Source organism: Bowmanella denitrificans, from assembly GCF_002887595.1.
Classification (GTDB): Bacteria; Pseudomonadota; Gammaproteobacteria; order Enterobacterales; family Alteromonadaceae; genus Bowmanella; species Bowmanella denitrificans.
In genome coordinates this window covers 185499-212387 of the sequence record NZ_PEBU01000011.1, presented here as the reverse complement: position 1 = coordinate 212387, position 26889 = coordinate 185499, and the positions used below count along the sequence as shown (strand labels likewise).

Sequence of the window (26889 nt, the reverse complement as noted above, 5' to 3'; positions counted from 1 at the left end):
GCCGTTATGGCAGCCTGCTTGACAGGCTGCCTATCCCCGCCGCGCTGAATAGCTGTAAATGCACCTGCGTGAGGGCCGCAATATCACGCTGATAACCACCACCAATGACCGCGGCGATGGGCAGGCTTTTATCAGCGCAGGTATCAAACACCAGTTTGTCTCGCTGGTAGACCCCTTGCGTACTAAGGTGCAGATGTCCCAGGTCATCATCAATATGCACATCCACCCCGGCATCGTAAATCACCGCATCGGGCCGGTACAGATTAATTGCCAGGGTCAGCGCGGTGTCCAGGGTGTCCAGATAGGCCTTATCCTCCGTACCTTTTGGCAAAGGAAAGTCCATATCTGATAGCTGCTTACGGTGCGGGAAGTTTTTCTCGCCATGCAATGACACCGTAACGATACGGTTATCGCCCTGGGCCAGCTTAGCGGTACCGTCCCCCTGATGCACATCACAATCAAACACCAGCACCCTGTCAATGCCAGGGGCGCTAAGCATCGCCAGTGCCGCCAGATATAAATCATTGAGCATACAAAAACCCGAACCAAAATCGGCAAAAGCATGATGGTAACCACCGGTAAGATTAATCGCCTTGCCATACTGCAGGGCCAATTGCGCTGTCAGCACGGTGCCGCCCGCCGCCGTCAGGGTGCGGCGAATAAGCTGCTGTGACCAGGGGAAGCCGATACGACGCATGGCCTTTACATCCAGGCTGCCACTGCAAAGCTGCTGCAAATAGTCTGCATCAAAAACGTGGGTGAGCTGTCGAGGGTCGAGAGCTTCAGGCAGAAAAAACCAGCTATCCGGCACACCCTGCTGTTGCAGGGCATCGCGGATTGCCTGATATTTTTCAATGGGAAAACGATGCCTGTAGGGTAACGCCAGTTGACTATAAATTGGGTGAAAAACCAGCGGTATCAAGACAGCTCCGATGCAGTATTAGTCATCAGACAGATATTCCTGCATTTCAGCCGGGATTTCATCCGGTAATTCAACCAGGGTAAAGCTGGCATCTTGTTCGCCATAAACATAAAGATGGCATTGCCCCCAGCGCGATGGCACATGCCATACCGTGTCAGATTCAATGCTGAATGTAGTGCGGCGCAATTGACAACGCACATCCAGTTTATCCAACTGGCCCTGTATATTAGCTAGTGAGAACTTGGTGCGTGACAGCAAATGATGCCAGGGCTTGTCGCTGTGAATGTTACCCTCTATGGCCAACAACTCGTCACCAGCGATCATGGCCTTAAGCTTTTGCATATAGGGCGTAAACTTTTGCACTGCCGCTTCGCTGCCGGTAAGTGACTGCAGAAGGGTAAAACTCTGCTGGGCATCTGAGGCTTTGCCCAATTGCAGTTCCAGGCTCAACTTTTGCTGAACCGATGTCAACTGTAAGGTGTCAGGCAGCAGGTCGCCATTCAAGGCTCGGGTCAGTGCGGTGAGTTGCAGTTTGGGCTTACCCTTAGCAGCATAGTATTCGGCTTTTAGTACATTGAACCAGGCATCTTCATACAGGTTCCATTGGGGCGTATCCTCAATGTCATCCAGCACTTGCCTGGCTTCCTCAAGCTTACCGGCATTGATTAGCGTAAATCCCTCATTAACCCGGCGCTTAAATTTGCGCGTAACGCCCTGCTCGTTTCCCTGCAGACGAAAATTCATGCGCACTTTTGCTTCACATTGCTGCACCGGCTGACCGTTTTCGGTGGCTGGCCGGTACGTCCACTTTTGTACCGCATTGAGGGCGCTACGCTCAAAACTGGCATAGCCAGAGGAGTCCTCCACTATGGCATTGCTGACCGTGCCGTCGGGCTCAATCACAAAACTGACCACCGCCCAGCCTTCGCGGCGCATACGGGCTTCCTTTTCTGGATATTCCGGGCTTATACGCTGCAAAGGCATGGCTTCCACTACCTCACTGAGTAACCTGGCGGTGTCCTGGGCAACAGCAGAGAGAGTAAAAAAGACTAAAGTCAGCAGAAGCTTGTGCATAAGAATTCCCTTGCATACAGAGGATATGTTTCCAGCCGATGATTGTAGTCTGGTAAACTAACCCATTTCCAGCCTTTTGATCTGAGTCTATGCAACAACAATGGGTTATGGCCACGGGCAATCCGGGCAAGGTAAAAGAACTGGCCAACATGCTGGCACCACTGAATGTGGATATTCGTGTGCAAAGTGAGTTTGGTGTCGCCGATGCCGAAGAAACCGGCCTGAGTTTTGTAGAGAATGCCATTCTTAAAGCCCGCCACGCCGCGCGTATCACAGGGTTGCCTGCTATTGCCGACGATTCTGGTCTGGCCGTGGACGCGCTGGACGGTGCTCCGGGGATTTATTCTGCCCGTTATGCCGGTACAGGAGCCAACGACCAGGCCAATGTGACCAAGCTGCTTAGCGCCATGCAAGACGTGCCAATGGCGAAACGCTCAGCCCGTTTTATTTGCGTTTTGGTTTGGCTGCGCCACGCCGACGATCCAACCCCCATTATCTGCCAGGGGCAGTGGCACGGCAGTATTACCCAGGCGCCAGTTGGTCGCGGTGGGTTTGGCTACGACCCGGTATTCTGGGTGCCACAGCAGGCTTGTACCAGTGCTGAATTAGCCCCTGAGGTAAAAAACCAGCTCAGTCACCGTGCTCAGGCACTGAAGCAGTTGCTGCCACAACTGGAAGCTGCCCTTGTCTGATTTTAGCCTCGAAGCGCCGCCCCTTTCGCTGTATATCCACATTCCCTGGTGTGTGCAGAAATGTCCATACTGTGATTTCAACAGTCACGGACAAAAACAAAAACTGCCGGAAGCCGAATATATCAGCCATCTGCTGGATGACTTGGCCACAGATGCTCTATTGGTGGATGACAGGCAGGTCGTCAGCATCTTTTTTGGCGGCGGCACCCCCAGCCTGTTCAGCCCTGATGGCATCCATCGTATTCTGGATGGTGTGCGTGCCAGAGTGAACCTTGCGCCGGACGCTGAAATCACCCTGGAAGCCAACCCCGGCACAGTGGAAAGTGAAAAGTTTATCGGCTTTCGCCAGGCCGGTGTGAACCGTATTTCCATCGGCGTGCAGAGCTTTCAGGCCGACAAACTGCAAGCGCTGGGGCGTATTCATGACAGTGCACAGGCCCGCAATGCCGCAGGTTTTGCCCATCAGGCCGGGCTGCGCAGTTTTAATCTGGATTTAATGCACGGCTTGCCGGACCAGGGCCTAGATGATGCCTTGTCAGACCTGCAAACCGCCATTGCCCAAAAACCCCCACATCTGTCCTGGTATCAACTGACTATTGAACCCAACACCCAGTTTGCCTCAAAACCCCCACAGCTGCCGGAAGATGACATTCTCTGGGACATTCAGCAGCAAGGTCACGCGCTACTTGAAGCAGCGGGCTACCAACAGTATGAAATTTCCGGCTACAGCCTGGCCGGCCACCAATGCCAGCATAATCTGAACTACTGGCGTTTTGGTGACTACCTGGGGATTGGTTGTGGTGCCCATGGCAAAATTACCGACACCAGGACAGGTAGCATTCAGCGCAGGGTAAAAATCAAACATCCTAAAGGCTATATGGATATCACGCGCCCCTATCTGGATAAGCAGAATCTGGTGGATGAAGAAGACCGGCCGTTCGAGTTTTTTATGAATCGCCTGCGCCTGGTTGAGCCCTGTCCCAAACAGGACTATGACCGGTTTACCGGCCTGGCATTGTCACAATTCAGCCTGGCAGACAAGCTGGCACGGGCTGTGGATATGGGGTTACTGGCTGAAACATCACAAAGCTGGCAGGTTACCGACCAGGGCCGGCGTTACCTCAACAGTTTGTTAGAAATGTTGGTGTAGGCCATTGAATAACCGACAATTTGCCGGTTATTCAATGGGAAAATCAAAGTAGGTGTCAGGGTAAGGTTGTGGGACTAAAGAATAATGCCACCATTCCATGGCATAGTTGGCAAAACCCTGCGCCTCCATCAGTTCCTTAAGTTTGTAGCGATTGGCCCGCTGCGTTTCACTGATGGCGGGATGATCGGTATTAGACAAGGTGTCAAACATATCAAACGCCGAGCCCATATCCAGTTCCTGCCACTGGCCCTGTCCGTCCTGTTTAACCAACGTCAGGTCAATGGTGGCACCTCGGCTGTGGCCGGAACGTTCGGCGATGTACTCACCCACCAGCTTGTCTTTGCCCAGGTTCGGATAGTACTCGGCTTTGGTGGTGGTATCAGACAAATCCTGCGCCCAGCGCATAAAATGCGCCACGGCCGTGGCAGGTCGGTAGCAATCGAAGATTTTTAACTTCAGCCCCTCGACTGCCGCTGCCTCTGCTACCTTCAGCAATGCTTTGGCTGCTTTTCCCTGCAAAATACATTTGGCGGCCAAGTAGCCTTCTACCGGCTCACCGACAAAATTATTGCTGCCGTGATAACGAATATCATAGATAGCGCCCGGCAACAGCACCGTCATATCAGCAAAATCGTCCGGCATTGACTGGGCATTAACCAGTGGGGAAGCCAATAAGGCTGCCGTCAGAATCAGGGATATTTTCATAGTCCAATCCAGAACAAGCCTGCCATCAGGTAGGCAACCAGCGTCAACACACCACAGAACAGGGCATAAGGGATTTGCGTACGCACATGCTCCAGCAGGTCGCAGCCGGAAGCCAGGCTGCTCACCGCTGTGGTATCAGAAATGGGCGAACAGTGATCGCCAAACACCCCACCGCCCAGGATTGCCGCCAGCACCAGCTCGGGAGGCAAGCCCAGATTCAGGACCATGGGCATACCAATGGGGATAAGAATAGCAAAAGTGCCCCAGGACGTACCTGTGGTAAAAGAAATTAAGGCGCCGGCCAAAAACAATAGCGCCGGGATCACAAACAGCGGCAGGGATTCGGCCACAATGCCGGCAATAAAGTCACCGGTTCCTAATTGCTTCAGGCTGCTGCCCAGGGCCAGCGATAAGAGCACGATACTAACCAGTGGTAATAGCTCGCCCATGCCCTTAAAGCCAATATCCACCAGTTCCTTGTGCTTAAAGCGCCCGGAAATCAGCATCAAAGCATAGGCCACCATACAAGCCAGGGTGGTGGAATAAAGCACGGATTTAGAACCATCACCCTGGGTAATCTGGCCATCGCCGGTCCAGTACATAAAACCGAGCATGCCCAGTACCATGGTCAGCAATGGGACCAGCATAAAGCGCGCCTTGGTAGCCTTAAAATCAATTTCACTGTGGGCCTGATTCTGGTTAAGGCGCTTTTCTGACTCCCGCATAGGGCCAAAGACCTTGCCGGTAAAAATGGTAAATAGCACCACCACCAAGGTGAACAATGCATAGAAGTTGAGGGGGATGGTACCGATCAGAATAGAAACAGCGGTTTGTTCGGTGGGATAATTGCCCAACAGGCCCAACACATATGCGCCCCAGCCATTTAGCAGGATCAGAATACAGATTGGCGCACTGGTACTGTCGATAATATAGGCTAGCCTGGCCCGGCTCATCTTGAACCGGTCGAACAGGCCCCTGGACAGGATCCCGGCGGTCAGCACGCTTAAATTGGATTCAATAAACACCACCACGCCGGTAAAGAACGACAGCAAACCGACCTGACGCTGACTTTTTGCCACCCCTTTGTTGATCAGCTTTTCCACCAACGCGGTCACACCACCGGAATAGCGCATATAGGCCAGCAATGCCCCCACCATCAGGGAAAACACCAGAATGCGGGTGTTGCCGGGGGAGTCAAAAACAGAGACGACCCGCTCCAGGGTTTGAAAGGGACCCATCAGGCCTGCCTGGCCCAGATTGTCCCCGGCCATGGCCATTAGCAGCAATTCGGAACAGAACAACGAGACGATCAGCGCCAGAATCACTTCTTTACGCCAGAACACCACTAGAATGGCAAGCAGAGGGGGAATTATCGTTAACCAGTCAGACAAATGAACACCTATATTTTTATTGGCCCCATATCGGGCGCTTTGTTAACAGAGGGTAACTGATTTTATATTCCACACAAAGAAACGAATTACAATACTTTATTCCTGACCAATGCATAAAACCAGTCGCAGATTTTTGCAAAGAACCGGGTACATACCCGGCTCTTTGGCGTGACAATCAGCTACTGGGCTTAATATCGTCCATGCGGTACTTGTCGATCAGCGAGTATAGTGTAGGGCGGGTAATCCCCAGCAATTCAGCAGTTCTGGACATATTCTGCTCAGCCAGATGCCAGGCCTGCCGTATAGCTCGACTCTCGGCTTCTTCCCTGACTTCACGCAAATTCAGATTTTGCATGCCCCCTACGGCATCCGGTGACAACCCCAAATCATCCGCCTGAATCAAATTCCCTTCGGCCAAAATCACCGCGGATTTCAATTTATTCTGCAGCTCACGGATATTGCCCGGCCAGCGGTGCTTCATCATGGCCTCGATCGCCGACTCGCTGAAGCCTTTGACCTTGGATCCATACTCATCCTTATAGGCAGCCAGGAAAGTACGTGCCAGCAGTACTACGTCACTGTCGCGATCACGCAGCGGCGGAATGCGAATGGTAATTTCACTGACCCGGTAGAATAAATCTTCACGGAAACTTTGCTCTGCTACCATGGCCTGAAGATCTCTGTGGGTGGCACACACCACCCGAATATCCACCGGGATTTCCTGACGGCCGCCAACCCGTTCAATTACCCGCTCCTGCAAAAAGCGCAGCATTTTGGCCTGCAGACCAATGGGCATGTCGCCTATTTCATCCAGAAACAGGGTGCCGCCCTGAGCCGTTTCTATTTTGCCTGGGGTGGTCTTGTTAGCGCCGGTGAACGCGCCTTTTTCATAGCCGAACAATTCACTTTCCAACAGGTTTTCCGGAATGGATGCGCAGTTGATTGCCACAAAGGGCTTATTGCGCCTGGCGCTCAGATCATGAATCGAACGGGCAAACACTTCTTTGCCTGTACCACTCTCCCCTAGCAACAGAGTACTGATATCGGTCTGAGCTATTTTCTCTGCCCGGCGGCTGGCCTGCTGGATGGATTCGCTGCTACCAATAATTTTGCCCATGGCAGGCTGAGACTGACTGAGCTGGCGATTTTCCTGCTCCAGATCAAACAAGGTCATAGCGCGACTGACCAAAATGCGAATGGTGTCGGAGTCGATGGGCTTTTGATAAAAATCATAGGCGCCAAGTTGAATGGCCTTAAGGGCGTTTTCTTTGTCGTTGTTGCCGGTAACCACTATCACTTTGGTCTGAGGCGCCAAATTAAGAATCTCGGCCAGGGCCTCTAACCCTTCAGATGCATTCGCTGGATCAGGTGGTAAACCAAGATCCAGGGTGACCACTTTGGGTTCAAAGCGACGCAGCTGCGCAATGGCAGACTGTCTGTCGTCAGCAAAAATGACATCGTAATCACTAAAGCTCCATTTAAGCTGCTTCTGGATCCCCAGATCATCATCAACAACCAGCAGTGTATCCATGTTTACTGTCTTCCTCTATTCTTCAATGGCGGCAGTCTCGGGCAGATATAAACTAAATCTGCTCCCCTGCCCAACTTGGCTGGCTACCGCTATACGCCCGCCGATTTTTTCTATGTAGTTTTTGGCGTCATAGGCACCGATGCCCATACCAGCATTGCCTTTGGTGGTATCAAAGGGCTTGAATAAACGGGTGGCAATAAAGTCTTCCGTCATACCACAGCCGTTATCAATAATTTCCACAAATGCGCCTGGCTCTGTTTCCGCCGCACTGATTTTAACCTGCACCTCTCCAGCATCGTCAGTGGCCTGTTGCGCATTACTAATCAGGTGATACAAAACATTGCTGAACTTTTCTTCATCGATACTCAGCTCTAAGTCGTCCTGCACCTCAACCAATGGAATCGGCAACAAACTCTGGCACCGCTCTTCCACGACTTTTTGCACCAGCTTGCCTAGGTTAAGGGTGCGATTGCTACTGGGCAAGGCTTCTTTCTTCTCAGTCAGTTGTCTGAGCATTCGTTCCATACGTGTTTTAGTGTGCTCCAGCGTTTCAAAAGTATCTTCGATAAATTCAGGGTTATGTTTATGCTGCTGGGCATTGCACAGGATCAGGTCGATTTGCGCCAGTACATTTTTTAGGTCATGCAGTACAAAAGCCGACATACGGTTGAATGCGGCAAACTGGGCGTTCTCGGCTAATTCCTTGGCGGCTTCGTAATGAAACAAATAGTTGGCCACCTGAGCAATCACCGCGTTCAGGTAGTCGCGCAGCTCCCAGTCCAGGCGAATTCGCTGCTCCTTATCGGCGTACAAAAGCGCCAGCCCCCATAAATGGCTATCCTGATAAATCGGCAGAGCCAGTTGAAAGTGGCATTGATTAAGTGTGGCGTGATTTATCTTCAACCCCTCATAATTAAAGGGTTTTACACGCAGTTCCTCAATGTCCACCAGCCAGCGTTTATTTTGCATAAACTCGGCTAACTGTTCGATAACATTCCTTTCAACGTCATTTAGTGAAGCGCTGCCCAGCACGCTGACCTGTTCAAATCGTTTGCCCTGTAACTTGTGTAACATACCACCAGAATAATCAATGGCATGTATCAGGCTACGCAGACCATCATCATAAACTTGCTGCAGATTCTTGTCTGACGCATTCAAGGCCTGCGACAGCTTTAGCCACTCTTCTCGATAGTCGTACTGGTTGGCGAAGAAGTGCTTGGTAATAAACACCCGGACCCGGGTTCGAAAACTATTGGACAGCAGCAACGTCAGTAACAGGGTTAATGACAAAAAGGCCAGGGCAACCTGCACGGCCCCGCTCCAGTCACCGCCAATGTAACGTACGGCGTAGCCAGCTAATGCCATTATAAACAGATAGCCACCGGCAACCATCAGTAAGGAGCTGTGTAAGACAATGTCACGGGAGATAAAAATCTCGATCCCCCAGTGCCGAATGCGTTTTACCGCAACAACTAATGCCGGCAGCAACAGCGCATAGATGTAGCCACGGGCAGACCAAAACACCGGATCCAACTGATTGACCATAGTGGCATCGGCATACATGACAAAATCAAACAGGCTGGTTGCACCAAGATAGATAACCAGCGGCTTGTAGTTCCATCTGTCCTCGCCTGCCTGACGATACATGGTTTCCAGCAACACCAGCACTTCCAGAGCCAGAATGGTTTGTAGTAAAAACAACCATTTGTCATTGGACAAACCGGACAAACACAATCCGATATACAGCAGAGCAGGACATAAGGCCAATAACGTGGAGGGACGGGTAATCAGGTGACGAAAGTCAGGCAAGGTCTTACCCATCACTGAGCAGATGAATAACAGCCATAGTAATGTCTTGATGCCTTCGGTCAGCATCACCTGATGCAGGCTGACTCTCTCTAGTGCCAACCCAAGCTGCATAACCGCCCAGACCAGGCACCCCAGCACTCCAAACATTAAAAGTCGTTTAGCAATACCCGGCTTTCTGACAGTTAGCAGCAAAAGAAACAGCAGGCCGTTCCCGATAACCGCCAGAGCGTATCCAGACAAGCCAACCAGCGCCATACTCATGTTATTTTCTCTCTTTAATCAGGCGTTAGCTTGATGACGACTTTTATACCAGTCAAGTAAAGGCTTGATCCAGGCTTTGCGGGTCAAATGTAGCAGCAGAGTGCTAACAGGCATCTTCATCCAATGACTGCGCAAAAACAATATAAACACCGCCCAATCAGACCAACTATCCGTACAGCTAGGATGCGCAGGTTGTAGTGCCCGGGTATGCAAAAACTTCATCAGGTTTCTTAGCCTGGCATTCGGTGAATTGGGGCTTTGGCTCAAATTGGCCAGCACCTCAGCAGGAACACTAAGGGCAAACTGGTCGATCAACACATCCAGGCAATACAACAATATCCGGTTCAGTCCAAGCTCAATGGCACGCTGACTGAGCTGTGACCAGAAGTCCGTGCTCTGGTGCTGGATAATCAGCAGGTAGATGTCGCTGATATCCCGAAACCCATGTTCAAACTCACCGTTAAGCAGCAAATGGGCTGCGCTGTGCAGCACCCTATCTTGTACCGCCAGCACTTTGTAGTCACTGGATATCCTTTGTGCACCCTGGTGAAGTAAATCAGCATTTAACTTTATTCTACCGATCAACGGCAGCAAATTATGGTGCACATCCAGCGCCGTGCCACGCTCAGCATGGATCATAGGGGGTAATTCATGCATCCATTGCCGATAGTATTTATCGTCGTACTCATCCTTTTCGGCAAATTGCCATCCATGCCAACCCAGCAGTTGTTCGATATTCGCCAGCGCTTCTTTGGGTACGAAAATATCAACATCACTAAATACCCGGCCATGGTAGCTGTCGTCTTGGCAAAGAATATAAGCCGCACCTTTTAGAAACACCGGTGCCACGCCACTCATTTTCAATGCCTGACAGATATATTGCACTTCACGCAGTACCCCTTTCTGATGCGTTTGTGCAAAGCACCAAGCTGATTGAAAATGCCATTGTAATTGCTGTGGAACCTGACTGATTAGATTGCTACGCTCCAGTAACCAGTACAAACGTGCCAGAACCCCAGCACTGTATGCCTGTTGCAGCAGCAGATCCCAGTCTCCTTTAGTAAAGCTTTGTGCGGATTCTGGCTTGCGAATCAACTGGGCGACCAGGCTACGATTAAACATTGGCCACCAGTTCATCGCACTGACCAATGGCGTGTTCCAGATTGCCATCATACACATAATCAAAACAGCGCACCTTGTCCATCAGACCCGCCATCGCCCGGAATCCAGCCGCTCCGAGAATATGATAATTGAAACTGTTTTCAACCAGTCGCATGAAAGCGGCGCCAGCACTCACCGGTTGCAAGTTACTTTTTACCCCTTGCTGATACTTGGGGAATATTATTAAGGCCGGTTCCGCTCCTTGCTGCCACTGCGATGTCGCATTTTGTGGCGGGCACATATGGGCAACGGTGCCTTTGAGGGTATCTTTCACCGATTCAGTAAAGATCTGGCCGCAACTGAACTCTTTGATGATATCGATGGAGCGATTTTTAAGACTAATCGGGCGTGGATTGGGCTCCAACCAGGGGGTATCCAGTGCCACCAAAGCTAATTCATCGGAAAACAAACGCCATCCACCAGCAGACACTAATGCCGCACACAAAGTGCTTTTCCCTGATCCCGGCGAACCAGGCAAAATCAGGGCTTTGCCGGCTTTTTCTACCACTGCGGCATGCATGACTAATGCCTGATGATAATGCTGGGTAACGCACCAATTTAGCCCCCACTCCAATAATGGTAAGGCTTGCCCATAAGGTAAAGGTGAAAATGGCTGCCGATTGTTTAAGCTAAACAAGACCTGAGGGGAATACCAGCGCCTTTTCTTTAGAGCAATATGAAAATCAGCAAAATCATCCTGCCGATTTGATATTGGGTAAAGCTGCTTTATGCCCGCCAACACAGATGGAATAGACGTTGTGAGACTAGCGGTAAAACGCCCGGCCCGAAAAAATACTGCGGACTCCCTGCTCACATCGCCTCCCTAGTCACTTAACAAGCCTAATTCAAACAATCTATCCAGGCTTTGCTGTATTTCACTCAGCTCCACAACCTCGACGTCCGCTTCTGCTAAGGCAGATATGAACGCCTCTCTGTTAACAGGTGTGGCATCTCTGTAGCGTTGAACCAGCTCGACGGAAGACGAATCAAGGAAAATAGTGGCATCAGAGGCTGTGCTATACAACACCCAGCCTCCATCACTTGAATGGTAGGTAAGAAACCCAGGATTTAACTCTGTATCGATAGCAGACACGGAGGGAGTATAAAATTACACGTAATGCTGTAAATTTTCGAAGAAGTTCTTCAACTCACCATCTCCAGGTCTAACAACCTGGCTTCCTGAAGTTGTTCTAACATAGGCACCCGGCAGCGCATCATACAAAGCGACAACGTCAAGGGGGTGAATTTTGTTTAATTCTGTGACACCCCAACCAAAATATGACGCATTAAGAAAGGCTGTAGCCGCAAATTTAGCTAATTTGCTGCCATCACCATTCAGAATGTCATATAAGCTCATATTCAGGTAGCTACCTGTACTGAATATGTCACCGAACATGGTTTCTGGCTTGTAAGTCTTAGGGCGACTACTCAAACCAAAGTAGCTGAAATACTGGTCTCTGAGGTAATTAATATTACTACTGTTTACACCAGACATACTTTCTGAGGGCTTGGGGGGAACAACGCCTACAGCAGCCCAATACTGATAACCACCATCAGAATTACCTGAATAGGGATTTCTCCAGGCACCAGGACTCAATCCACCACAACCCGATGTTGTATGTCGAGCCACCCCAGAAGGATTAACCGACGTAAACCCAGAAATAGTACAGACCCTACCAGTAGCCATAACAGGCTTACTGATAACGCTTAAAACAACCGGAGCAGCGGCACCAAGTATAAACCGACGTCTGGAATTGCCAGTGTGGGCCCCATTATTAGTCGGAGTTTGTTGCGTTACTTCATTTTGTGAAGACTGCTTATCGCTCATACTCAGTTGCTCGTTAAGTTATTGCAATACCGTTAGCCAAATAAAATGCACATTTCATGCCACCATGCAATGCACTGATAATTAAGGCTAAATATGAAATTACACTATGTCACTGTAAAAAAAACCGACGCTCTACAGACTCGCTTCAGCCAACAAATCGCGCAGGTATTTTACTGGAATAGCATAAGTGATTCCACTGGGGGCAGACAAGGCCGATTCTTTGCTTTCTTTTACAAAAACTTTGTTAATGATGGCCACAACCTCACCCGTTTTAACGTCATATACCGGACTACCACTATTACCTGGGTATGCAGTGGCATCTAACTGATACACCATAAATGGCTCTCGCAATCTTTTCAGCACTTCCAAACTCAATTGCTGTGCGTTGGCGCTGGGAATAACCACCGGGGTTGTCGCTGCCACCATCCCTTTATGAGTAGCCGGATACAAACCTAACACTGCACCAATAGGATAACCGGTAAACGCCACTTCCCTGCCGTCTGGCAGGCTACCGCCAGTGGATAACGAAAGTACATTAGCCACTTTTTGCTCTATGCGAAGTATCGCCAAATCATGTGCAGGATCCGTTTTAACAATTTCTGCCTGACTAATTTGTGGGTTGTTGCCGGTACCAATAAAGACCACCCGCCGCTGCTGGCTACCTTCCTCCAACGCACGCTCTACAACATGGAAGTTAGTCGCCACTAATGTACCATCACCAATGGCAAACCCGGTCCCTTGCAGTTGACTACGAGGTGAGCCCAAAGGGTCAAATATGCCAACCCCTACCACCGCCGATTTATTGTTCTTAACCAGATTCTCAAAGTCGGTAGCACTGACATAAGCACTGGACAACAAAAATAAGACAATTGTCAGTATGTTCTTCACATATATCCCCAGATTTGAAATAAGATTGATAGACTAATGATGACATTGCCAATGTTTCAAACGTTTGAAGTCAACAACGCCAACAACTACTTTCAATTTATTCTGTTCTGATACATTTTAGTTGTAAAGCTTGCTAGAGTTTCAATGCGGGTAGTGAATACGCTAGTTGTTGTTTATTTCTTTGTTAAATGATGAAGTAACCGGATCGAGAGAAGTTGAAGATCGATTACAGCATTATCAATATCGGCTCAGGCACTGCTATCGGCTCAGGCACTGCTAAATGGATCATTTATTGAGAGGTCAAAAGTGAAGAAACTCCGCTGGTTGGCAGAACGTCCAGTTATAGGCCCAATCGTTAAAAGAGCAATGGGGTATATGGTAAACCGCGAGGCAACCAATATAACCAAGCACTTTTCTGAGTTTCTCACCCCCACGCTGGCACTAGACGAAGCAGCAAGGGCAGAAGCATTTAGCATAAGACATCAAGTCTACTGCAAAGAATTGAAGTTTGAGGACGAGAATCCGGATGGAATCGAAATGGATGACTTTGACGCATACTCAATCCTCTGCATGATAAAACATATCAGAACAGGTAACTTTGCTGGGACTGTACGTATAGTTAGACCTACAGAGGAATCTCAGTTGCTCCCAATTGAGAAGTATTGCTCTAATGCAATAGGAAGCGACAAGATAAACCCCTCCAATTTTGCTCGTAGTGAAATTTGTGAAATCTCGAGATTAGCCGTACCAGCGCAGTTCAGAAGGCGGCAAACCGATAAGTTCAAGGGTGCTGAAACAGGTGTAATCAACGAATACACATACTCAGAAAAGGAACTTCGTTGCTTCCCATTTATCGCCATCGGGCTTTACTTAACAGCGGCATCCGTAGTCATTCAAGCAGGAATAAAACATACTTTCGTAATGATGGAGCCGAGACTGGCCAGAAGTATGAAATTTGTTGGTATAGAGTTCGACCAAATTGGTCCAGCGGTCGAATATCATGGAATTAGAGCTCCATACTATATCAATCCAGAACTACTGCTAAGGAATCTCACGCCAGGCTTCAAACATATGCTGACTTCAATCACCCAATCTGTAGATGCACAACTAAAGAATGTAGACTCTATTTAGGCGGAGGCAGATTGTACTTCGCAATACACTTGTCATTTTCACAAACAATGATGTCAGCTTAGTTTACACCTTCATATTTCCCCCGCCCCCACAAACAACAAAAACGCAATAAAATCAATCGCATAAAAAACTTGGCCCGATAATAGCTTAGGAGGAGTTGTAGTTAGGAAGCAAAGGTCATGTCCGACACGGAGCACCTAATAGTCGTAACTTTAGTTTGGAGTTGATGTATGAAGAAGTTTATTTTAGGTGCTCTGGTAGCACTGGTTTCAACTGTCAGCATTCCGACTTTTGCTGCAGTGATTAATGTAGGCGGAGTTAGTTGGGATCCTGAAGCACCATCCGATTTCTCAGGTGTATCTGCAGTATTGCACCAAGATATCGATCCTGTAACTGGTGTTGTTTCCGGTTATGGTCGTGTTACCACTCTGAACGGAATGGGCTTCAGCACTTTCTGCTCTGGATGTGAGTTGACACTGCAATTTGGCGGTTTTACTCCGATTGGTGGTGCAGCTCTGCCCTCCCCAGCTGGCAGTGTAATTACTTATGCCGGTGGATGGTTGAATCTGTACGTAGATTTCACACCTGAAACAGACCCATTCGATCACGCAAGTTTAAGCCAGGCAAACACTGGTGATGAAGCCGGTAGCAACGCCCTTTGGTTAAGCCTTGCTGGTCATGAGACTTCAGGCATCTCCTTTACAGGTACTGCTAATGGTGATGGATTTGGAAATTTCCTGAGTTTAGGCGGTTCAGGTTTCTTTGATGTTGTTGGCGGACTGGCTGCAGCTAATCTTGACACTAACACTATCGCACGGCCTGACGGCACGTTTGCAGACCTGAGATTCTTCAGTTCTTTTACTATCAATGTTGGTCAAACTTCTTCTGATGGTTCAGCAAACTTCTCTGGTAGCTCAATCCCAGAACCAGGTACACTTGCAGTATTCGCTCTTGGTGTATTGGGTCTGAGTTTCGCATCCAGACGCAAAAGCTAATAACAGCTATAATGCTCATAAAAGGCCGCTATATAGCGGCCTTTTTGTTTAATCTGAAAGATTCATTACAATTCAACGGCACTAGATGAGCTAGATATATAGTAGTTTTGATGTCGGGTTCATTTACACATTTTCCTTTCTATGCCACTCAATCATTTCACCTTTCTGAAAAAGCTCTTTAAAAACATAAAGTTGAGCAGACCATGAAAATTGGCTCAAATTTCGCATTACGATATGGGGAGAGCCAAGTAGTTGCAGTTAGAAATTGGCAAACTAATCAACTATCGAAATATGGGGAATTGATATGAACAAATGGCTCAAAGTTCTTGCTGCTGGTAGTGTTGCTCTTGCAGCCTCCTTCAGCTCTTATGCAGGGATGATAAATGTTGGTGGTGTAATGTGGGATCCCAGTGCTCCATCAGATTTCTCCGGTGTTACAGCAGTTACTCACCAAGACATTAACCCTGTCACAGGTGAGATTAGTGGGTATGGCCGAGTTACCACACTGAACAGTGCGGGTTTCTCTTCATTTTGTCCTGGCTGTGAGCTTACTTTCCAATTTGGCGGCTTTTCGCCAGTAGGTGGTGGCGTCCTGCCTTCTCCAGCCGGAAGCGTTATCAGTTATTCTGGCGGCTGGTTGAATCTGTATGTTGACTTCACTCCAGAGACTGACCCGTTCGACCATGGCTCATTGAGCATGGCTAATACTGGAGATGAAGGCGGTGCCAACGCACTGTGGCTAAGCCTCGTTGGGCATGAGACTGCCGGTATATCCTTCGTAGGTACTGCAAATGGTGATGGCTCAGGCAATTTCTTGAGCTTGGGCGGTGCGGGATTCTTCGATGTTATAGGTGGCCTAGCTGCTTCGAACATTGATACCAACACAAGACTACGCCCTGATGGTACATACGCAGACCTGAGTTTCTTTAGTTCATTCACAATTAATGTGACTCAGTTGTCAGCAGACGGTTCGGCCAACTTTTCTGGTGATTCCATTCCAGAACCTACTACCATCGCAGTATTTGCTTTGGGTTTGTTAAGTCTGTCGACACTTTCCAGAAGAAAGTCTAACAAGTAGGTTGAAGTATAACTGAATGTAAAAGCCGTCTCACAGACGGCTTTTTTGTTGATGGATATGCTTTATCTTCACTACCATCTTCTTTATTGGTAACAAACGGAAAGTCTGCATTAATATCGGCTTGAGTATCTCCCAGGCGCGAGAACATTATTTGGGTCGAATGCCATTTTCAATTTTCCAGACAATTCTTCAGAAATTTGCCCTGCCAGCAATTTACGCTGTTGTTCAACATTTAATCTGTAAGGAACATAACCTTTCCTTAACCCGATCTCTACCAATTCATCCAGGCAGGCATGGGCTGCTTGCAATGCATCAGGATCTTTTAGATTAAAAACAATCGGCACTGTTGAATCAACACAATCGTAACGCAAATTAGTAAATGTAATGAGCGGCTCAATGCCATATTTTGGCGTGGTTTTCCTAACAAACTCGACAAAGTTTGCCATCGCTTCTGGTTCCATAGGTATTAATGGTGCATACCATAACAAGCCACAGGCATCCTGATCGGGAAGTAATGCCTTACTTTTATCCGCTTTCTTATAAGGGTTGCGCCAGTATGCAAGGGGTAAAGCGACTTGATTTGGTTTTCCCTGCATTATGTCAATACCTTCTTGCAAAGATTGCAATTGACTCCTAACATTTTTCAACGGCCCCACAGGTACAAGATTACTGAGAAAAGTACCGGCCTTGATAGCTATACCGTCAGAGAAGATCAATTTACCTAGCCCTTTACATAATCTGGACACTATTTTTTTTGCGCTTCTTACAATCTCGGGTTCGCCATAGATAGAGCCAACTACCATCCACTCAGGAAGATGATTTTTGTTACCTAAAGAAATGACTTGCTGGGCATTCATAACGGCATGCACACCGGGTCCTTGTGGGTTATCCGCCACCATAGCAATGAGTCTCCGCTTATCCATCAAGTTTATTGAGCCAACAATTCCCTCTAGGCTGCGCATTACCTCTCGGATAAGTAGCACTAGTTGTCCAAACTTACTTTCGTCAAAACATTGAATATAAAATGCACAAAAGCCCTTTGGTTTTGGCGCTAACCTTATTGTCGCTTCTGTGACGATACCGAAGTTACTTTGTGTGAAAAGCCCTTCGATGTAGGGGCCTACTCCCCACTTGAAAGTTTTGTCGACAAAATCAACACCTGATGTATCCAGACTACTAGTAGCTGATATGTATTCTGATTCACACAAGTCCGGATTAGGTAAATAAGCTTTTAATGATGTAACGGCCGAAAAGTGATCTGTATAAGGAGTAATGCCATAACCGCGTTCCAATGCATTACTTAAAATACTGCAATTAGGACCAGCCCCGGTTACTGGTGTCATAAACTGCCAGTCCTGCTTTTCCAGATAGTCGGCAAGTATCTGTTGTGTCACTCCGGGTTCAACCGTCAATATTCCTAACTCTTTGCTAACAGGGTAAATCCGATTCATTGGGCTGAGATCCAAAACAATTCGGCTACCACATTCATCAACATTATTGACCGAACCATATCCCCAATTTTTACATGAGCTGACAGGATAGAGTTGCCAACTTTGACTATTGGCTAACTTGATAATTGTCGGAATAATTGATTTTTCTTTAACTTGAAGAGCTGCATGAACCGTGACTGGCTCTGAAAAAGTGGTCTTACCATAAAGACTGGTAGCTAGCTCTGTGTCTATGATCTCTACCGATGACACCCCATTAAAGTGAGTTTTTAGAACATCAATCAGCATAATACCCATCCAAATTAATATACGTATCTAGATACGAGAGTCTTATAAAAAATCAGCATAGATTGAATATAACTACTTACCACTTCGTAGTCCGTTGAAGAGGTGGATTTTACAACTGATGGAGTAATAAATTGCGCCTCACGATGTAATGAGGCGCTGACGACTTAGATCACATTTTTGCCCTGAGCTGGGCCAATGCCGCTCTCTCTTTATCACTTACAGCATTGATTTTGTTTAGTAACATTCTGGCTTTGATATGCTCTGACCTAGATATTAAGACTTCAGCCAGGTGCAACTGAATGGCCGTGTTATTTGGTGAAACAGATAGCGCTTCCTCAAGGCGATTTTGCGCTGCAGGAAATTCTCCACTCTTGTACAGACTCCATCCTAATGTATCTAATATCTCCGGCATTTTGGGAGCAACTTCGTGCGCCTTTTCCGCATATACTAAGGCATCCGTATATTGACCCAACTCAACCTGAATATTAGCCATATTGTTTAATGCAACTAAGTGCTTTGGATACTCCGCCAATACTTCTCTATAGTGCTTCGCGGCATCTTCATAACGATTGTTATGCAAATAAAACTCCGCCAATATATGGCGCTCAACACCTGATTTTTCAGATCTGTCAAATGCATCTTCAAGCAAAGTTGCTGCTTCATCAACCTTACCTGTTCCTTCCAAAGCCTTCGCTAGCAAGACGGCAGAAGAAAAACTCGGTTTATCTTGATAGAAAGTAGACAAAAGCTCTTCTGCATTCTCGTAAGACTTGCTTGCAATAGCCAATTCTCCTGCATACTTGTTTAAATAGACAGATTTAATATCTGCCCTTCTGAGGCTGCTTAGCAAGTCATTGGCATCCTTAAGTCTGTTCATCTGTGTAAGAAAATTCAACTTTAGCAGTTGTAAAGATGATGCATTGGGAAAGTAAGATAATGCTTCATCTGTCAGACGAGTCGCTGCATCGAGTTTTCTATCGATTTCTTCAACACCGATACTTCTTAGCCACGACTGAATGTTGGTCTTCTCATTACTGCGCCACTTGCTATATATCTCTCTAGCTTCATCTAAATCTCTTAGCTGAAGGTTCGCATCTCCCAGAATCATGTATCCATATTCGTTCAGATTTGCTAGCTGTGGTTTAAGTAGCTCAACAGCTTTCTCGGGTGTATTAAGGGCACGATAAGCAAGCGCAGCGCCATACTTTATATTCATGATATCGGGATGTTCAGCCATTCGCTGTTCAAAGTAGGGTGCTAGCTTGTCTTTTTGGCCAGCCAGGTAGAAAAGACGAACCAGATTGGCCATTTGTAACAAGTTGTCGGGATGCGCAGTAAGTATTTTCTTTCCTACGGCCAAGGCTTCAGCATAGCGTTCATCTCTTTCGTATAGATTTAGCAGGTACTGTCCTGCACCTAAATGCGTTTCATCGTGCTCTAGCGCTTCCTTGAACTCTCGCTCTGCTGTCTGTTTCTCTCCTTGCCGCCAATAAACCAATCCCTTCAATGCCTTCCCACTTGCAGGGTCAGTCTTAATCCACTCTTCCGCCACTTTCAGAGCAGCCTGGGGATCATTATTTTGCAAATGAGCTTCAACTAAGAACAACCTGGCTTCCTGTACATTTTGGTCCTTCTCTAAGGATGCTTCAATGTCAGCTATTCCATTCATGTCGTTGGTTGCAACCTTCAGCATACCCGCTCGTAGCAAGTTCAATGCATTGTTCTGGTCGATGGCATTTGCCTTACCCATGAATGACTTAGCTGCATCTACATCACCTTCAAGTGCCAACTGTACGCCAGTTTGTGAAAACAAATTAGCATCATACAGCTCGTACTTTTTAAATTGCTCCAATGCATGTTTAGCTTCTTCGGTATATCCCAAGGATAATTGGACTTCTGCTAATAATTTTCTCGCAATATGTTCCAGAGGCAATGATTTGACTGCTCGACCGAGATACCTATATGCATGTTCCATTTGTCCACTCTTGTATGCACTCACTCCGGCAATAAGATTAGCTAAGTCAGTATTCATACCATTTTGAATGGCTTTAGAAGCAAAAGGTAATGCCTCTTTATATTCAGCGTTTTGAAATAAAGCTCTTGCGTTCAATAAGTTAACATAAGGGTTTGAAGCGTTAACCTTTAGGAGTTTCGCAACATTTTCCTGCGCATCCTTTGATGCACCAAGAGCAAGCTGGCTCTCAATTAATAAGAAACGAACATAATGTAAACTTGGCATGGAGCTAAGAATAGTCTTAAACAGAGATTCGGCTTCCTGAAAATTATTCATTCGATAATGAATTGCCCCAAGAATGAACTGTTTCTCTATTTGCTCATGAGGATCTTGTTGATAACTAGCGGTCAGTTCTAATGCTTGCTCGAGTTCACCTTTGGCATAAGCATGATTCACCTCGGCAATGACAAGATCATCCCCCAGAAGCTTGCCCTTATATTCTTCAAGACCAATATCACTATCACTTAAACGCAGTTTCGACAGGTACGAGAATAAAGCTACGCTACTGGTTGCCTGCGCACCTAGTTCACCATATTTTTTGATGACTGTATCAAGCTCTTCATACGCTCCCTGATAATAGTTTGCCTTTACCAGAATAGGTACAGCGATATCTCGATCTGCGCCAATATCTAAAGCCCTATATAACTCCTTACTTGCTGCACTGAAGTCACTTTGGTTTAGGTATATTTGCCCCAGCATCAAGCGCGCGTTTGCCAGATTCGGTGAGGAGGAAATTGCATTCTTCAACTGGATGATGGCAGCATCCTGATTCCCTTCCTTGATATATTTTTCTGCGTCACTAACTAGTTCTTCTGGTGACTTATTATTTGAACACCCGTTTACTAAGAGCACTATAGATACTGCAAAAAAGTAGCGAAGCAATTTCATACTTTATCCTTTTGTTTGTAACACTACGAATATCGCTATTGACGACTAAACAGCCCACGGGTATCCACCACCACTTTGGTATTGATATCGTTACTGTGCAGTGCCTTAAAGGGCTTGTGATCCACCAGAACTACCAGTACGTTGGCTAATTCGAGCGCCTGCTGTAAATTGACCAGCTCCACGCCCTGCCCCTGCAGCTTGGCGGGCAATTCATGAATATTCGGCTCTACGGCCAGAATCTGGCCAATATTGGCTTTAGCCAATTCACAGGTAATATCCAGCGCCGGGCTTTCACGTAAATCATCAATGTCAGCCTTAAATGCCAAACCTAAACACGCCACTACGGGGCGCTTAAATTGATCAGCTGCGGCTTTAACCTTGTCGATCACATACTCAGGTTTATGGTCATTAATTTCCCGCGCGGTACGGATAATCCGCGCTTCTTCCGGCGCAGAATCGACAATAAACCAGGGATCCACTGCGATACAATGCCCGCCAACCCCTGGTCCAGGGCTGAGAATGTTGACCCTTGGGTGACGATTAGCCAGCGCAATCAATTCCCACACATTGATTTTTAACTTGTCACAAATGATGGAAAGTTCATTAGCAAAAGCAATATTCACATCGCGGAAAGAGTTTTCGGTGAGCTTGGCCATTTCTGCCGTACGGGCATTGGTGGAAATACACTCGCCACGAACAAATGTTTTATACAGTTCAGTGGCCTTTTCACAGCATTTATTAGTCATGCCACCAATGATTCTGTCATTGGATACCAGTTCTTCCAGCACTCTTCCCGGCAGCACACGCTCCGGGCAGTGGGCAACATACATATTGGGTTCAGCAGTAGAGGCACCAGGGAAATGTAAGTCTGGACGCTGTTCCTGTAACCATGCAGCCAACTTCTCTGTGGCACCGACCGGAGAGGTAGACTCCAGGATCACCAGGTTGCCCTTTTCCAGCACTGGCGCAATGGCCTTAGCGGCAGCTTCGATATAGGAAAGATCCGGCTGATGGCCTTCCTTAAAGGGTGTCGGTACGGCAATCATAAAGGCATCTGCGGGCTCGGGAGTCATGGACGCGCGCAATTTGCCCATCGTCACCGCAGCTTGCACCACCATATCCAAATCAGGTTCGACGATATGAACCTTACCCTGGTTAATGGTTTCCACCGCTTTTTGCGATACATCAATACCAATAACTTCAATGCCCCGGGAAGCTATGACTGCAGCGGTTGGTAAACCTATATAGCCCAGTCCCACCACTGATACTTTCTTAAATGCCATTTTTGATTATCCTAAAATAATATTAGCTATGCGCTCACAGGCCTTGCCGTCCCCATAGGGGTTGTGAGCCACACTCATTTGATTATACGCTGCCGTATCGTCCAGAAGTTTTGTCACTTCGGCAACGATAAGCTTGTCATCTGTGCCAACCAGTTTAACCGTACCGGCTTCCACCGCCTCTGGGCGTTCTGTGGTATCACGCATCACCAGCACCGGCTTGCCTAAAGAAGGCGCCTCTTCCTGAATGCCACCAGAGTCAGTAAGAATCAGATGCGCCCGGCTCATTAAATAAACAAAAGGTAAGTAATCCTGAGGAGCAATCAGCTGTACATGCTTAGCCCCGCCTAAAATACGTTCGACCGGCTCTTTAACGTTAGGATTTAAATGCACAGGATAGCAAATCTGCACATCGTCACGGTCAGCCAGCACTTTTAATGCCTGGCAAATGCGCTCGAAGCCACCGCCAAAGCTTTCACGGCGATGACCAGTGACCAGAATAAGTTTTTTACTGGCATCCAGAAAATCAAATTGATCAGCAAAGTTTTGACTAAGCGCAGTATCGGATTCAATCTTTTTCACCACTTGCAACAGCGCATCAATCACGGTATTGCCGGTAACATGAATATTCTGCTCGGCAACATTTTCAGCCAGCAGATTGGCTCTGGAGCCTGGCGTGGGGGCAAAATGCAGTGTGGTCAGGGCGCCAGTAAGCTTGCGATTAATTTCTTCAGGCCAGGGACTGTAGATATCGCCGGTACGCAGGCCGGCTTCCACATGCCCGACCGGAATGCGTTGGTAAAAGGCGGCTAGTGAAGCAGAAAATGTAGTGGTGGTATCACCATGCACCAGCACCAGGTCTGGTTTAGCTTGCTGCAACACCGATTTAAGACCCAGCAAGGCGCGACTGGTAATATCGTAGAGGTCCTGGCCCGGCTGCATTAAGTCCAGGTCGTAGTCTGGTTCAAGGCCAAACAAGGCCAGCACCTGGTCAAGCATTTGCCTGTGCTGAGCTGTCACACAGACTTGCACTTGCAGTTGCGGATGTTTTTTTAACTCCAGCACCAATGGCGCCATTTTGATGGCTTCAGGACGGGTACCAAAAACCAGCAGGATCTTTTTATATGCCATTGCTATTCCCTCAAGCTTAAATTTTTGCCTCAACAAAATTTACCAGGCTACCAAAAGTTTCGAACACATCAGCACTAATTTCATCGTCATCTACCGTAAAATCAAAGCTTTCTTCCAGAGACGTTAGTACTGTCACAATCGCCATAGAGTCAAATTCTGCAATGGCGCCAAGTAACGGGCTGTCTTGTTCAAATTGGGTATCCTCATCCAATTGCAGGGTACTGATGATGATATTTCTGACGTGTTCGGCAACCATGGATATTCCTGTCTGGTAAAAATAAATAACGATTAAATGAGCCTATCCGTGGACAACGGGCAAGGGCTTGTTCAATATACGCATTGTTTCATTATTTTATGTGTTTAGGAACCATTTGCCCGCTAAGGAATTTGTTTCTCCCATGGCCCGCTTTGTTCATCAATTAATTACTCAGTCCAGGATGGTTTGTGCAGAAAAACCGGCCCTGATCTTTAAACAGCATGCTCTGACCTATCCGCAACTCTGCGAAACGCTATATTCATACGCCGGGTGTTTCGCAGGATTAGGGCTGCAACGCCATGAGCGGATTGCGGTGTATCTACCCAAGAGTCCTGAAGCGGTGTTGTCCTTATTCGCCACCAGCGCTGCTGGCGGCGTATTTGTGCCGGTCAATCATGTGCTGAAAGCTCCGCAGGTGCAGCATATACTGGGCGACTGCGACGTTAGCATTTTGATCACAAGCTCTGATCGCGCTAAAGCCTTGCGAGAAGTGTTGTCTGCATGTCCCAAACTACGGCACGTGATACTTGTCGATAAAATGCTCGAGTTGGATATTCCGCAACAGGTTCACCTGCTGGCGGACTTGCAAAGCCAAACAAATACTGTACCGGTGCCGCCAGTAACAGACGCCGATATGGCTGCCATTCTCTATACCTCGGGTAGCACGGGTAAGCCCAAAGGTGTGGTTTTGTCACATCGTAATATTATTGCCGGTGCCCAAAGCGTGGCTGAATACCTGCAAAATGATGACAATGATGTCATTCTGGCACTGCTGCCCATGAGCTTTGACTATGGGTTAAACCAAATCACCACCGCTTTTTTGGTTGGCGCTACTTGTGTGATTATGGACTACCTGCTGCCCGGTGACGTGGTTAAAACCGTAGAAAAACATGGCGTTACCGGGCTTGCCGCGGTTCCTCCGCTTTGGCAGCAACTGATTAAGGCGAACTGGACGGAACAGGCTTCGGCTTCGTTGCGCTACTTCACCAACTCAGGGGGTGCCATGCCGCAGCCGGTATTGGCGCAATTACGCAGTATTTTCCATCAAGCCAGGCCTTATTTAATGTATGGCCTAACAGAAGCCTTCCGCAGCACTTATCTGCCGCCGGAACTTGTAGATGAACGCCCCGGTTCGATGGGCAAGGCGATTCCCAATGCCGAAATTCTGGTAGTACGTGAAGATGGCAGCGAATGCGCAGTGAATGAACCGGGCGAACTGGTACATCGCGGGCCGCATGTCAGTCTGGGCTACTGGAATGCGCCGGAAAAAACCGCAGAACGATTTAAGCCTGTACCTAAAGCCGTTAATGGGTTGATGCTGACCGAAATGGCGGTGTGGTCAGGGGATACCGTTAAGAAAGATCAGGATGGTTTTTTGTATTTTGTCGGCCGCCGGGACGAGATGATCAAAACCTCCGGCTACCGCGTCAGCCCGATGGAAGTAGAAGATGCCTGTTATGCTGCCAGCGAACACATTGATGAAGCAGTGGCTTGTGGTGTAAACGACAGTGAACTGGGTCAGGCCATTGCCCTTCGTCTGGTATTAAAAAAAGCAGCGTCTTTGAGCTTGGATGACATCAGCAAATTGATTAAGAAAGACACCCCCAATTTCATGCACCCAAAATATATTGAATTGGTCGACAACCTGCCACGCAACCCCAATGGCAAGGTAGACAGAAGCTTGATCAGCCAGGAACTGAAAACGAGGTATGGACAATGAGCAAAGCAGCCCCTGTGCATGTCCCCATGGATCAGTTTGATATAGACGGGCAACAATTGTTAATTGGTGGCCAATCCCTGGAACAAATCGCCGCGCTGTTGGATAAAGAGGTATTTTATGCTTACGACAGCAAGGTAATTAAGAAACAGATTGATGTATTTCATCAGCATATTCCTGCCGCCATTAAGCTGCATTATGCCATTAAGGCCAATCCGTATCCGGCCCTGATTAATAAGATGCGGCCCTGGGTTGAGGGCTTCGATGTCGCATCACACAAAGAGATGTTACTGGCGCTGCAAAGTGGTATGCCAAGTCAAGATATCAGCTTTGCCGGCCCGGCCAAACAGTTGGCCGAAATTCGGGCAGCAATTGTGGCAGGCGTCACCCTGCATATCGAATCCGAAACAGAACTGGCGCGCGCCGTTGAAATAGGGCAATCGCTGGGCATTCAGCCCATTGTCGCATTCAGGGTAAACCCTGCCTTTGAGCTGAAAGCCTCGGGCATGAAAATGGGCGGTGGTCCTAAGCAGTTTGGTATTGACGAAGAGCGTTTGTTCGAATTGCTGCCTGACCTGGATTACAGGCAATTCCAGTTTCGTGGCTTCCATATCTTCTGGGGATCACAGAATCTGAAGCAGGAAGCCATTATCGAAGCCCATATCAATACCTTTGCGCTGGCTCAGAAATTATTGGATGTGACACCAGTGCCTACCCAAACCATTAATTTAGGGGGTGGCTTTGGTATCCCCTACTTCGCTGGTGAGCAGCGGCTGGATTTGGCTCCTATTGGCGATAACCTGAAGCAGCTATTAAATCAGTATCCACAGTTGGGTGAGGTTGAACTGGTCATCGAACTGGGACGTTTTCTGGTAGCCGAAGCCGGTATATATGCCAGTAGAATCACAGATATTAAAACTTCTCGTGGTCAGACTTTTGTGATGACCAATGGCGGCCTGCATCACCATTTGTCCAATTCCGGTAATTTCGGGCAGGTGATTCGCAAGAACTATCCTGTGGCGATTGGCAACAAAATGACGTCACCTGCTACAGAAGACAAGATCATGGCCGTCGGTCCGCTTTGCACACCACTGGATACCCTGGCAGATAAAATGCTGCTGCCACAAGCGGAAATTGGTGACTGGTTAGTGGTATTCCAGTCTGGGGCCTACGGACCAACCGCCAGCCCGCAGGACTTTTTGGGCCACCCACATGTGGCAGAAATCATACTGTAATCAAGCGGATTTGAAG

23 protein-coding genes are annotated in these 26889 nt (G+C 47.8%); 7 read left to right on the top strand and 16 right to left on the bottom strand.

Translation table 11 applies throughout. From position 1 onward, the window contains the following. Positions 1-4: 4 nt before the first annotated feature. Positions 5-922 (bottom strand): histone deacetylase family protein, encoded by a 918-nt coding sequence (locus CSR04_RS18995; RefSeq protein ID WP_102797900.1) that lies wholly within the window; start codon positions 920-922, stop codon positions 5-7. 18 nt (positions 923-940) lie between these two features. Further along, positions 941-1996, bottom strand: a complete 1056-nt coding sequence (locus CSR04_RS18990) for an energy transducer TonB (RefSeq protein WP_102797899.1) — start codon at positions 1994-1996, stop codon at positions 941-943. A gap of 89 nt (positions 1997-2085) precedes the next feature. Here CSR04_RS18990 and rdgB point away from each other — a divergent pair, with 89 nt between their 5' ends. Together rdgB and hemW are read left to right on the top strand one after the other, a co-directional pair. Next, positions 2086-2688, top strand: a complete 603-nt coding sequence (gene rdgB / locus CSR04_RS18985) for an RdgB/HAM1 family non-canonical purine NTP pyrophosphatase (RefSeq protein ID WP_102797898.1) — start codon at positions 2086-2088, stop codon at positions 2686-2688. Then, entirely contained in the window at positions 2681-3838 is a 1158-nt protein-coding gene (hemW, locus tag CSR04_RS18980; RefSeq protein ID WP_102797897.1) for a radical SAM family heme chaperone HemW, read from the top strand. Before rdgB ends, hemW begins: the two co-directional genes overlap by 8 nt. A 27-nt stretch (positions 3839-3865) precedes the next feature. On the opposite strand, the gene CSR04_RS18975 is transcribed toward hemW, so the two are convergent. From CSR04_RS18975 to CSR04_RS18935, 9 genes are all read right to left on the bottom strand, one after another. After that, positions 3866-4543: a M15 family metallopeptidase gene (locus tag CSR04_RS18975; protein WP_102797896.1), complete on the bottom strand. Its 678-nt coding sequence runs from the start codon at positions 4541-4543 to the stop codon at positions 3866-3868. Then, positions 4540-5934 carry a Na+/H+ antiporter NhaC family protein gene (locus CSR04_RS18970; protein WP_102797895.1) on the bottom strand — a complete coding sequence of 465 codons (1395 nt, stop codon included), beginning with the start codon at positions 5932-5934 and terminating at the stop codon, positions 4540-4542. Before CSR04_RS18970 ends, CSR04_RS18975 begins: the two co-directional genes overlap by 4 nt. A gap of 175 nt (positions 5935-6109) precedes the next feature. Further along, positions 6110-7465: a PEP-CTERM-box response regulator transcription factor gene (gene prsR, locus CSR04_RS18965; RefSeq protein WP_102797894.1), complete on the bottom strand. Its 1356-nt coding sequence runs from the start codon at positions 7463-7465 to the stop codon at positions 6110-6112. 15 nt (positions 7466-7480) lie between these two features. After that, positions 7481-9535 (bottom strand): XrtA/PEP-CTERM system histidine kinase PrsK, encoded by a 2055-nt coding sequence (gene prsK, locus CSR04_RS18960; protein WP_245921747.1) that lies wholly within the window; start codon positions 9533-9535, stop codon positions 7481-7483. Between the two features lie 18 nt (positions 9536-9553). Further along, entirely contained in the window at positions 9554-10708 is a 1155-nt protein-coding gene (locus CSR04_RS18955) for a nucleotidyltransferase domain-containing protein (RefSeq protein WP_172449427.1), read from the bottom strand. After that, complete coding sequence (locus CSR04_RS18950; protein ID WP_102797892.1) at positions 10650-11510, bottom strand: HprK-related kinase A; 861 nt, start codon at positions 11508-11510, stop codon at positions 10650-10652. Before CSR04_RS18950 ends, CSR04_RS18955 begins: the two co-directional genes overlap by 59 nt. Before the next feature lie 9 nt (positions 11511-11519). Beyond that, complete coding sequence (locus CSR04_RS18945) at positions 11520-11723, bottom strand: hypothetical protein (protein WP_102797891.1); 204 nt, start codon at positions 11721-11723, stop codon at positions 11520-11522. 81 nt (positions 11724-11804) lie between these two features. Beyond that, on the bottom strand, positions 11805-12524 hold the full coding sequence (locus CSR04_RS24790; RefSeq protein ID WP_146027204.1) for a hypothetical protein: 720 nt from the start codon (positions 12522-12524) through the stop codon (positions 11805-11807). Between the two features lie 132 nt (positions 12525-12656). Further along, entirely contained in the window at positions 12657-13412 is a 756-nt protein-coding gene (locus tag CSR04_RS18935; RefSeq protein WP_245921745.1) for a S1 family peptidase, read from the bottom strand. Positions 13413-13718: 306 nt separating this feature from the next. Between CSR04_RS18935 and CSR04_RS18930 the strand changes: the two genes are divergently transcribed. From CSR04_RS18930 to CSR04_RS18920, 3 genes are all read left to right on the top strand, one after another. Beyond that, on the top strand, positions 13719-14543 hold the full coding sequence (locus CSR04_RS18930) for a PEP-CTERM/exosortase system-associated acyltransferase (protein WP_102797888.1): 825 nt from the start codon (positions 13719-13721) through the stop codon (positions 14541-14543). Positions 14544-14773: 230 nt separating this feature from the next. Then, positions 14774-15538, top strand: a complete 765-nt coding sequence (locus tag CSR04_RS18925) for a PEP-CTERM sorting domain-containing protein (RefSeq protein WP_102797887.1) — start codon at positions 14774-14776, stop codon at positions 15536-15538. A gap of 304 nt (positions 15539-15842) precedes the next feature. Continuing rightward, positions 15843-16616 carry a PEP-CTERM sorting domain-containing protein gene (locus tag CSR04_RS18920; protein ID WP_102797886.1) on the top strand — a complete coding sequence of 258 codons (774 nt, stop codon included), beginning with the start codon at positions 15843-15845 and terminating at the stop codon, positions 16614-16616. A gap of 110 nt (positions 16617-16726) precedes the next feature. Here the strand turns inward: CSR04_RS18920 and CSR04_RS18915 are convergent, their stop codons facing one another. The 5 genes from CSR04_RS18915 to CSR04_RS18895 all read right to left on the bottom strand — a co-directional run bounded on the left by CSR04_RS18915 (position 16727) and on the right by CSR04_RS18895 (position 23921). Next, the gene (locus tag CSR04_RS18915) at positions 16727-18352 is read right to left on the bottom strand and encodes an FAD-binding oxidoreductase (RefSeq protein WP_102797885.1); all 1626 of its coding nucleotides are present in this window, start codon (positions 18350-18352) and stop codon (positions 16727-16729) included. A 169-nt stretch (positions 18353-18521) separates the two neighbouring features. Next, positions 18522-21254: an XrtA/PEP-CTERM system TPR-repeat protein PrsT gene (gene prsT, locus CSR04_RS18910; RefSeq protein ID WP_102797884.1), complete on the bottom strand. Its 2733-nt coding sequence runs from the start codon at positions 21252-21254 to the stop codon at positions 18522-18524. Between the two features lie 35 nt (positions 21255-21289). Further along, positions 21290-22537: a UDP-N-acetyl-D-mannosamine dehydrogenase gene (gene wecC, locus CSR04_RS18905; protein ID WP_102797883.1), complete on the bottom strand. Its 1248-nt coding sequence runs from the start codon at positions 22535-22537 to the stop codon at positions 21290-21292. 6 nt (positions 22538-22543) lie between these two features. Beyond that, positions 22544-23665 (bottom strand): non-hydrolyzing UDP-N-acetylglucosamine 2-epimerase, encoded by a 1122-nt coding sequence (gene wecB / locus CSR04_RS18900; RefSeq protein ID WP_102797882.1) that lies wholly within the window; start codon positions 23663-23665, stop codon positions 22544-22546. A 16-nt stretch (positions 23666-23681) separates the two neighbouring features. Further along, positions 23682-23921 carry an acyl carrier protein gene (locus CSR04_RS18895; protein ID WP_102797881.1) on the bottom strand — a complete coding sequence of 80 codons (240 nt, stop codon included), beginning with the start codon at positions 23919-23921 and terminating at the stop codon, positions 23682-23684. A gap of 142 nt (positions 23922-24063) precedes the next feature. Between CSR04_RS18895 and CSR04_RS18890 the strand changes: the two genes are divergently transcribed. Together CSR04_RS18890 and CSR04_RS18885 are read left to right on the top strand one after the other, a co-directional pair. After that, complete coding sequence (locus CSR04_RS18890; protein WP_102797880.1) at positions 24064-25641, top strand: acyl-CoA ligase (AMP-forming), exosortase A system-associated; 1578 nt, start codon at positions 24064-24066, stop codon at positions 25639-25641. After that, complete coding sequence (locus CSR04_RS18885; RefSeq protein ID WP_102797879.1) at positions 25638-26873, top strand: pyridoxal-dependent decarboxylase, exosortase A system-associated; 1236 nt, start codon at positions 25638-25640, stop codon at positions 26871-26873. The genes CSR04_RS18890 and CSR04_RS18885 overlap by 4 nt, the downstream gene beginning before the upstream one ends. Positions 26874-26889 lie beyond the last annotated feature (16 nt).

Bases quoted from the DNA above. Each gene is read 5' to 3' on its own strand.
- prsK (WP_245921747.1), bottom strand. From the start codon at position 9,535: ATGAGTATGGCGCTGGTTGGCTTGTCTGGATACGCTCTGGCGGTTATC.
- CSR04_RS18990 (WP_102797899.1), bottom strand. From the start codon at position 1,996: ATGCACAAGCTTCTGCTGACTTTAGTCTTTTTTACTCTCTCTGCTGTT.
- CSR04_RS18920 (WP_102797886.1), top strand. From the start codon at position 15,843: ATGAACAAATGGCTCAAAGTTCTTGCTGCTGGTAGTGTTGCTCTTGCA.
- prsT (WP_102797884.1), bottom strand. From the start codon at position 21,254: ATGAAATTGCTTCGCTACTTTTTTGCAGTATCTATAGTGCTCTTAGTA.
- CSR04_RS18885 (WP_102797879.1), top strand. From the start codon at position 25,638: ATGAGCAAAGCAGCCCCTGTGCATGTCCCCATGGATCAGTTTGATATA.
- CSR04_RS18925 (WP_102797887.1), top strand. From the start codon at position 14,774: ATGAAGAAGTTTATTTTAGGTGCTCTGGTAGCACTGGTTTCAACTGTC.
- wecC (WP_102797883.1), bottom strand. From the start codon at position 22,537: ATGGCATTTAAGAAAGTATCAGTGGTGGGACTGGGCTATATAGGTTTA.
- CSR04_RS18975 (WP_102797896.1), bottom strand. From the start codon at position 4,543: ATGAAAATATCCCTGATTCTGACGGCAGCCTTATTGGCTTCCCCACTG.
- rdgB (WP_102797898.1), top strand. From the start codon at position 2,086: ATGCAACAACAATGGGTTATGGCCACGGGCAATCCGGGCAAGGTAAAA.
- CSR04_RS18890 (WP_102797880.1), top strand. From the start codon at position 24,064: ATGGCCCGCTTTGTTCATCAATTAATTACTCAGTCCAGGATGGTTTGT.
- CSR04_RS18915 (WP_102797885.1), bottom strand. From the start codon at position 18,352: ATGCTGATTGATGTTCTAAAAACTCACTTTAATGGGGTGTCATCGGTA.
- wecB (WP_102797882.1), bottom strand. From the start codon at position 23,665: ATGGCATATAAAAAGATCCTGCTGGTTTTTGGTACCCGTCCTGAAGCC.
- prsR (WP_102797894.1), bottom strand. From the start codon at position 7,465: ATGGATACACTGCTGGTTGTTGATGATGATCTGGGGATCCAGAAGCAG.
- CSR04_RS18895 (WP_102797881.1), bottom strand. From the start codon at position 23,921: ATGGTTGCCGAACACGTCAGAAATATCATCATCAGTACCCTGCAATTG.
- CSR04_RS18955 (WP_172449427.1), bottom strand. From the start codon at position 10,708: ATGATGGCAATCTGGAACACGCCATTGGTCAGTGCGATGAACTGGTGG.
- CSR04_RS24790 (WP_146027204.1), bottom strand. From the start codon at position 12,524: ATGAGCGATAAGCAGTCTTCACAAAATGAAGTAACGCAACAAACTCCG.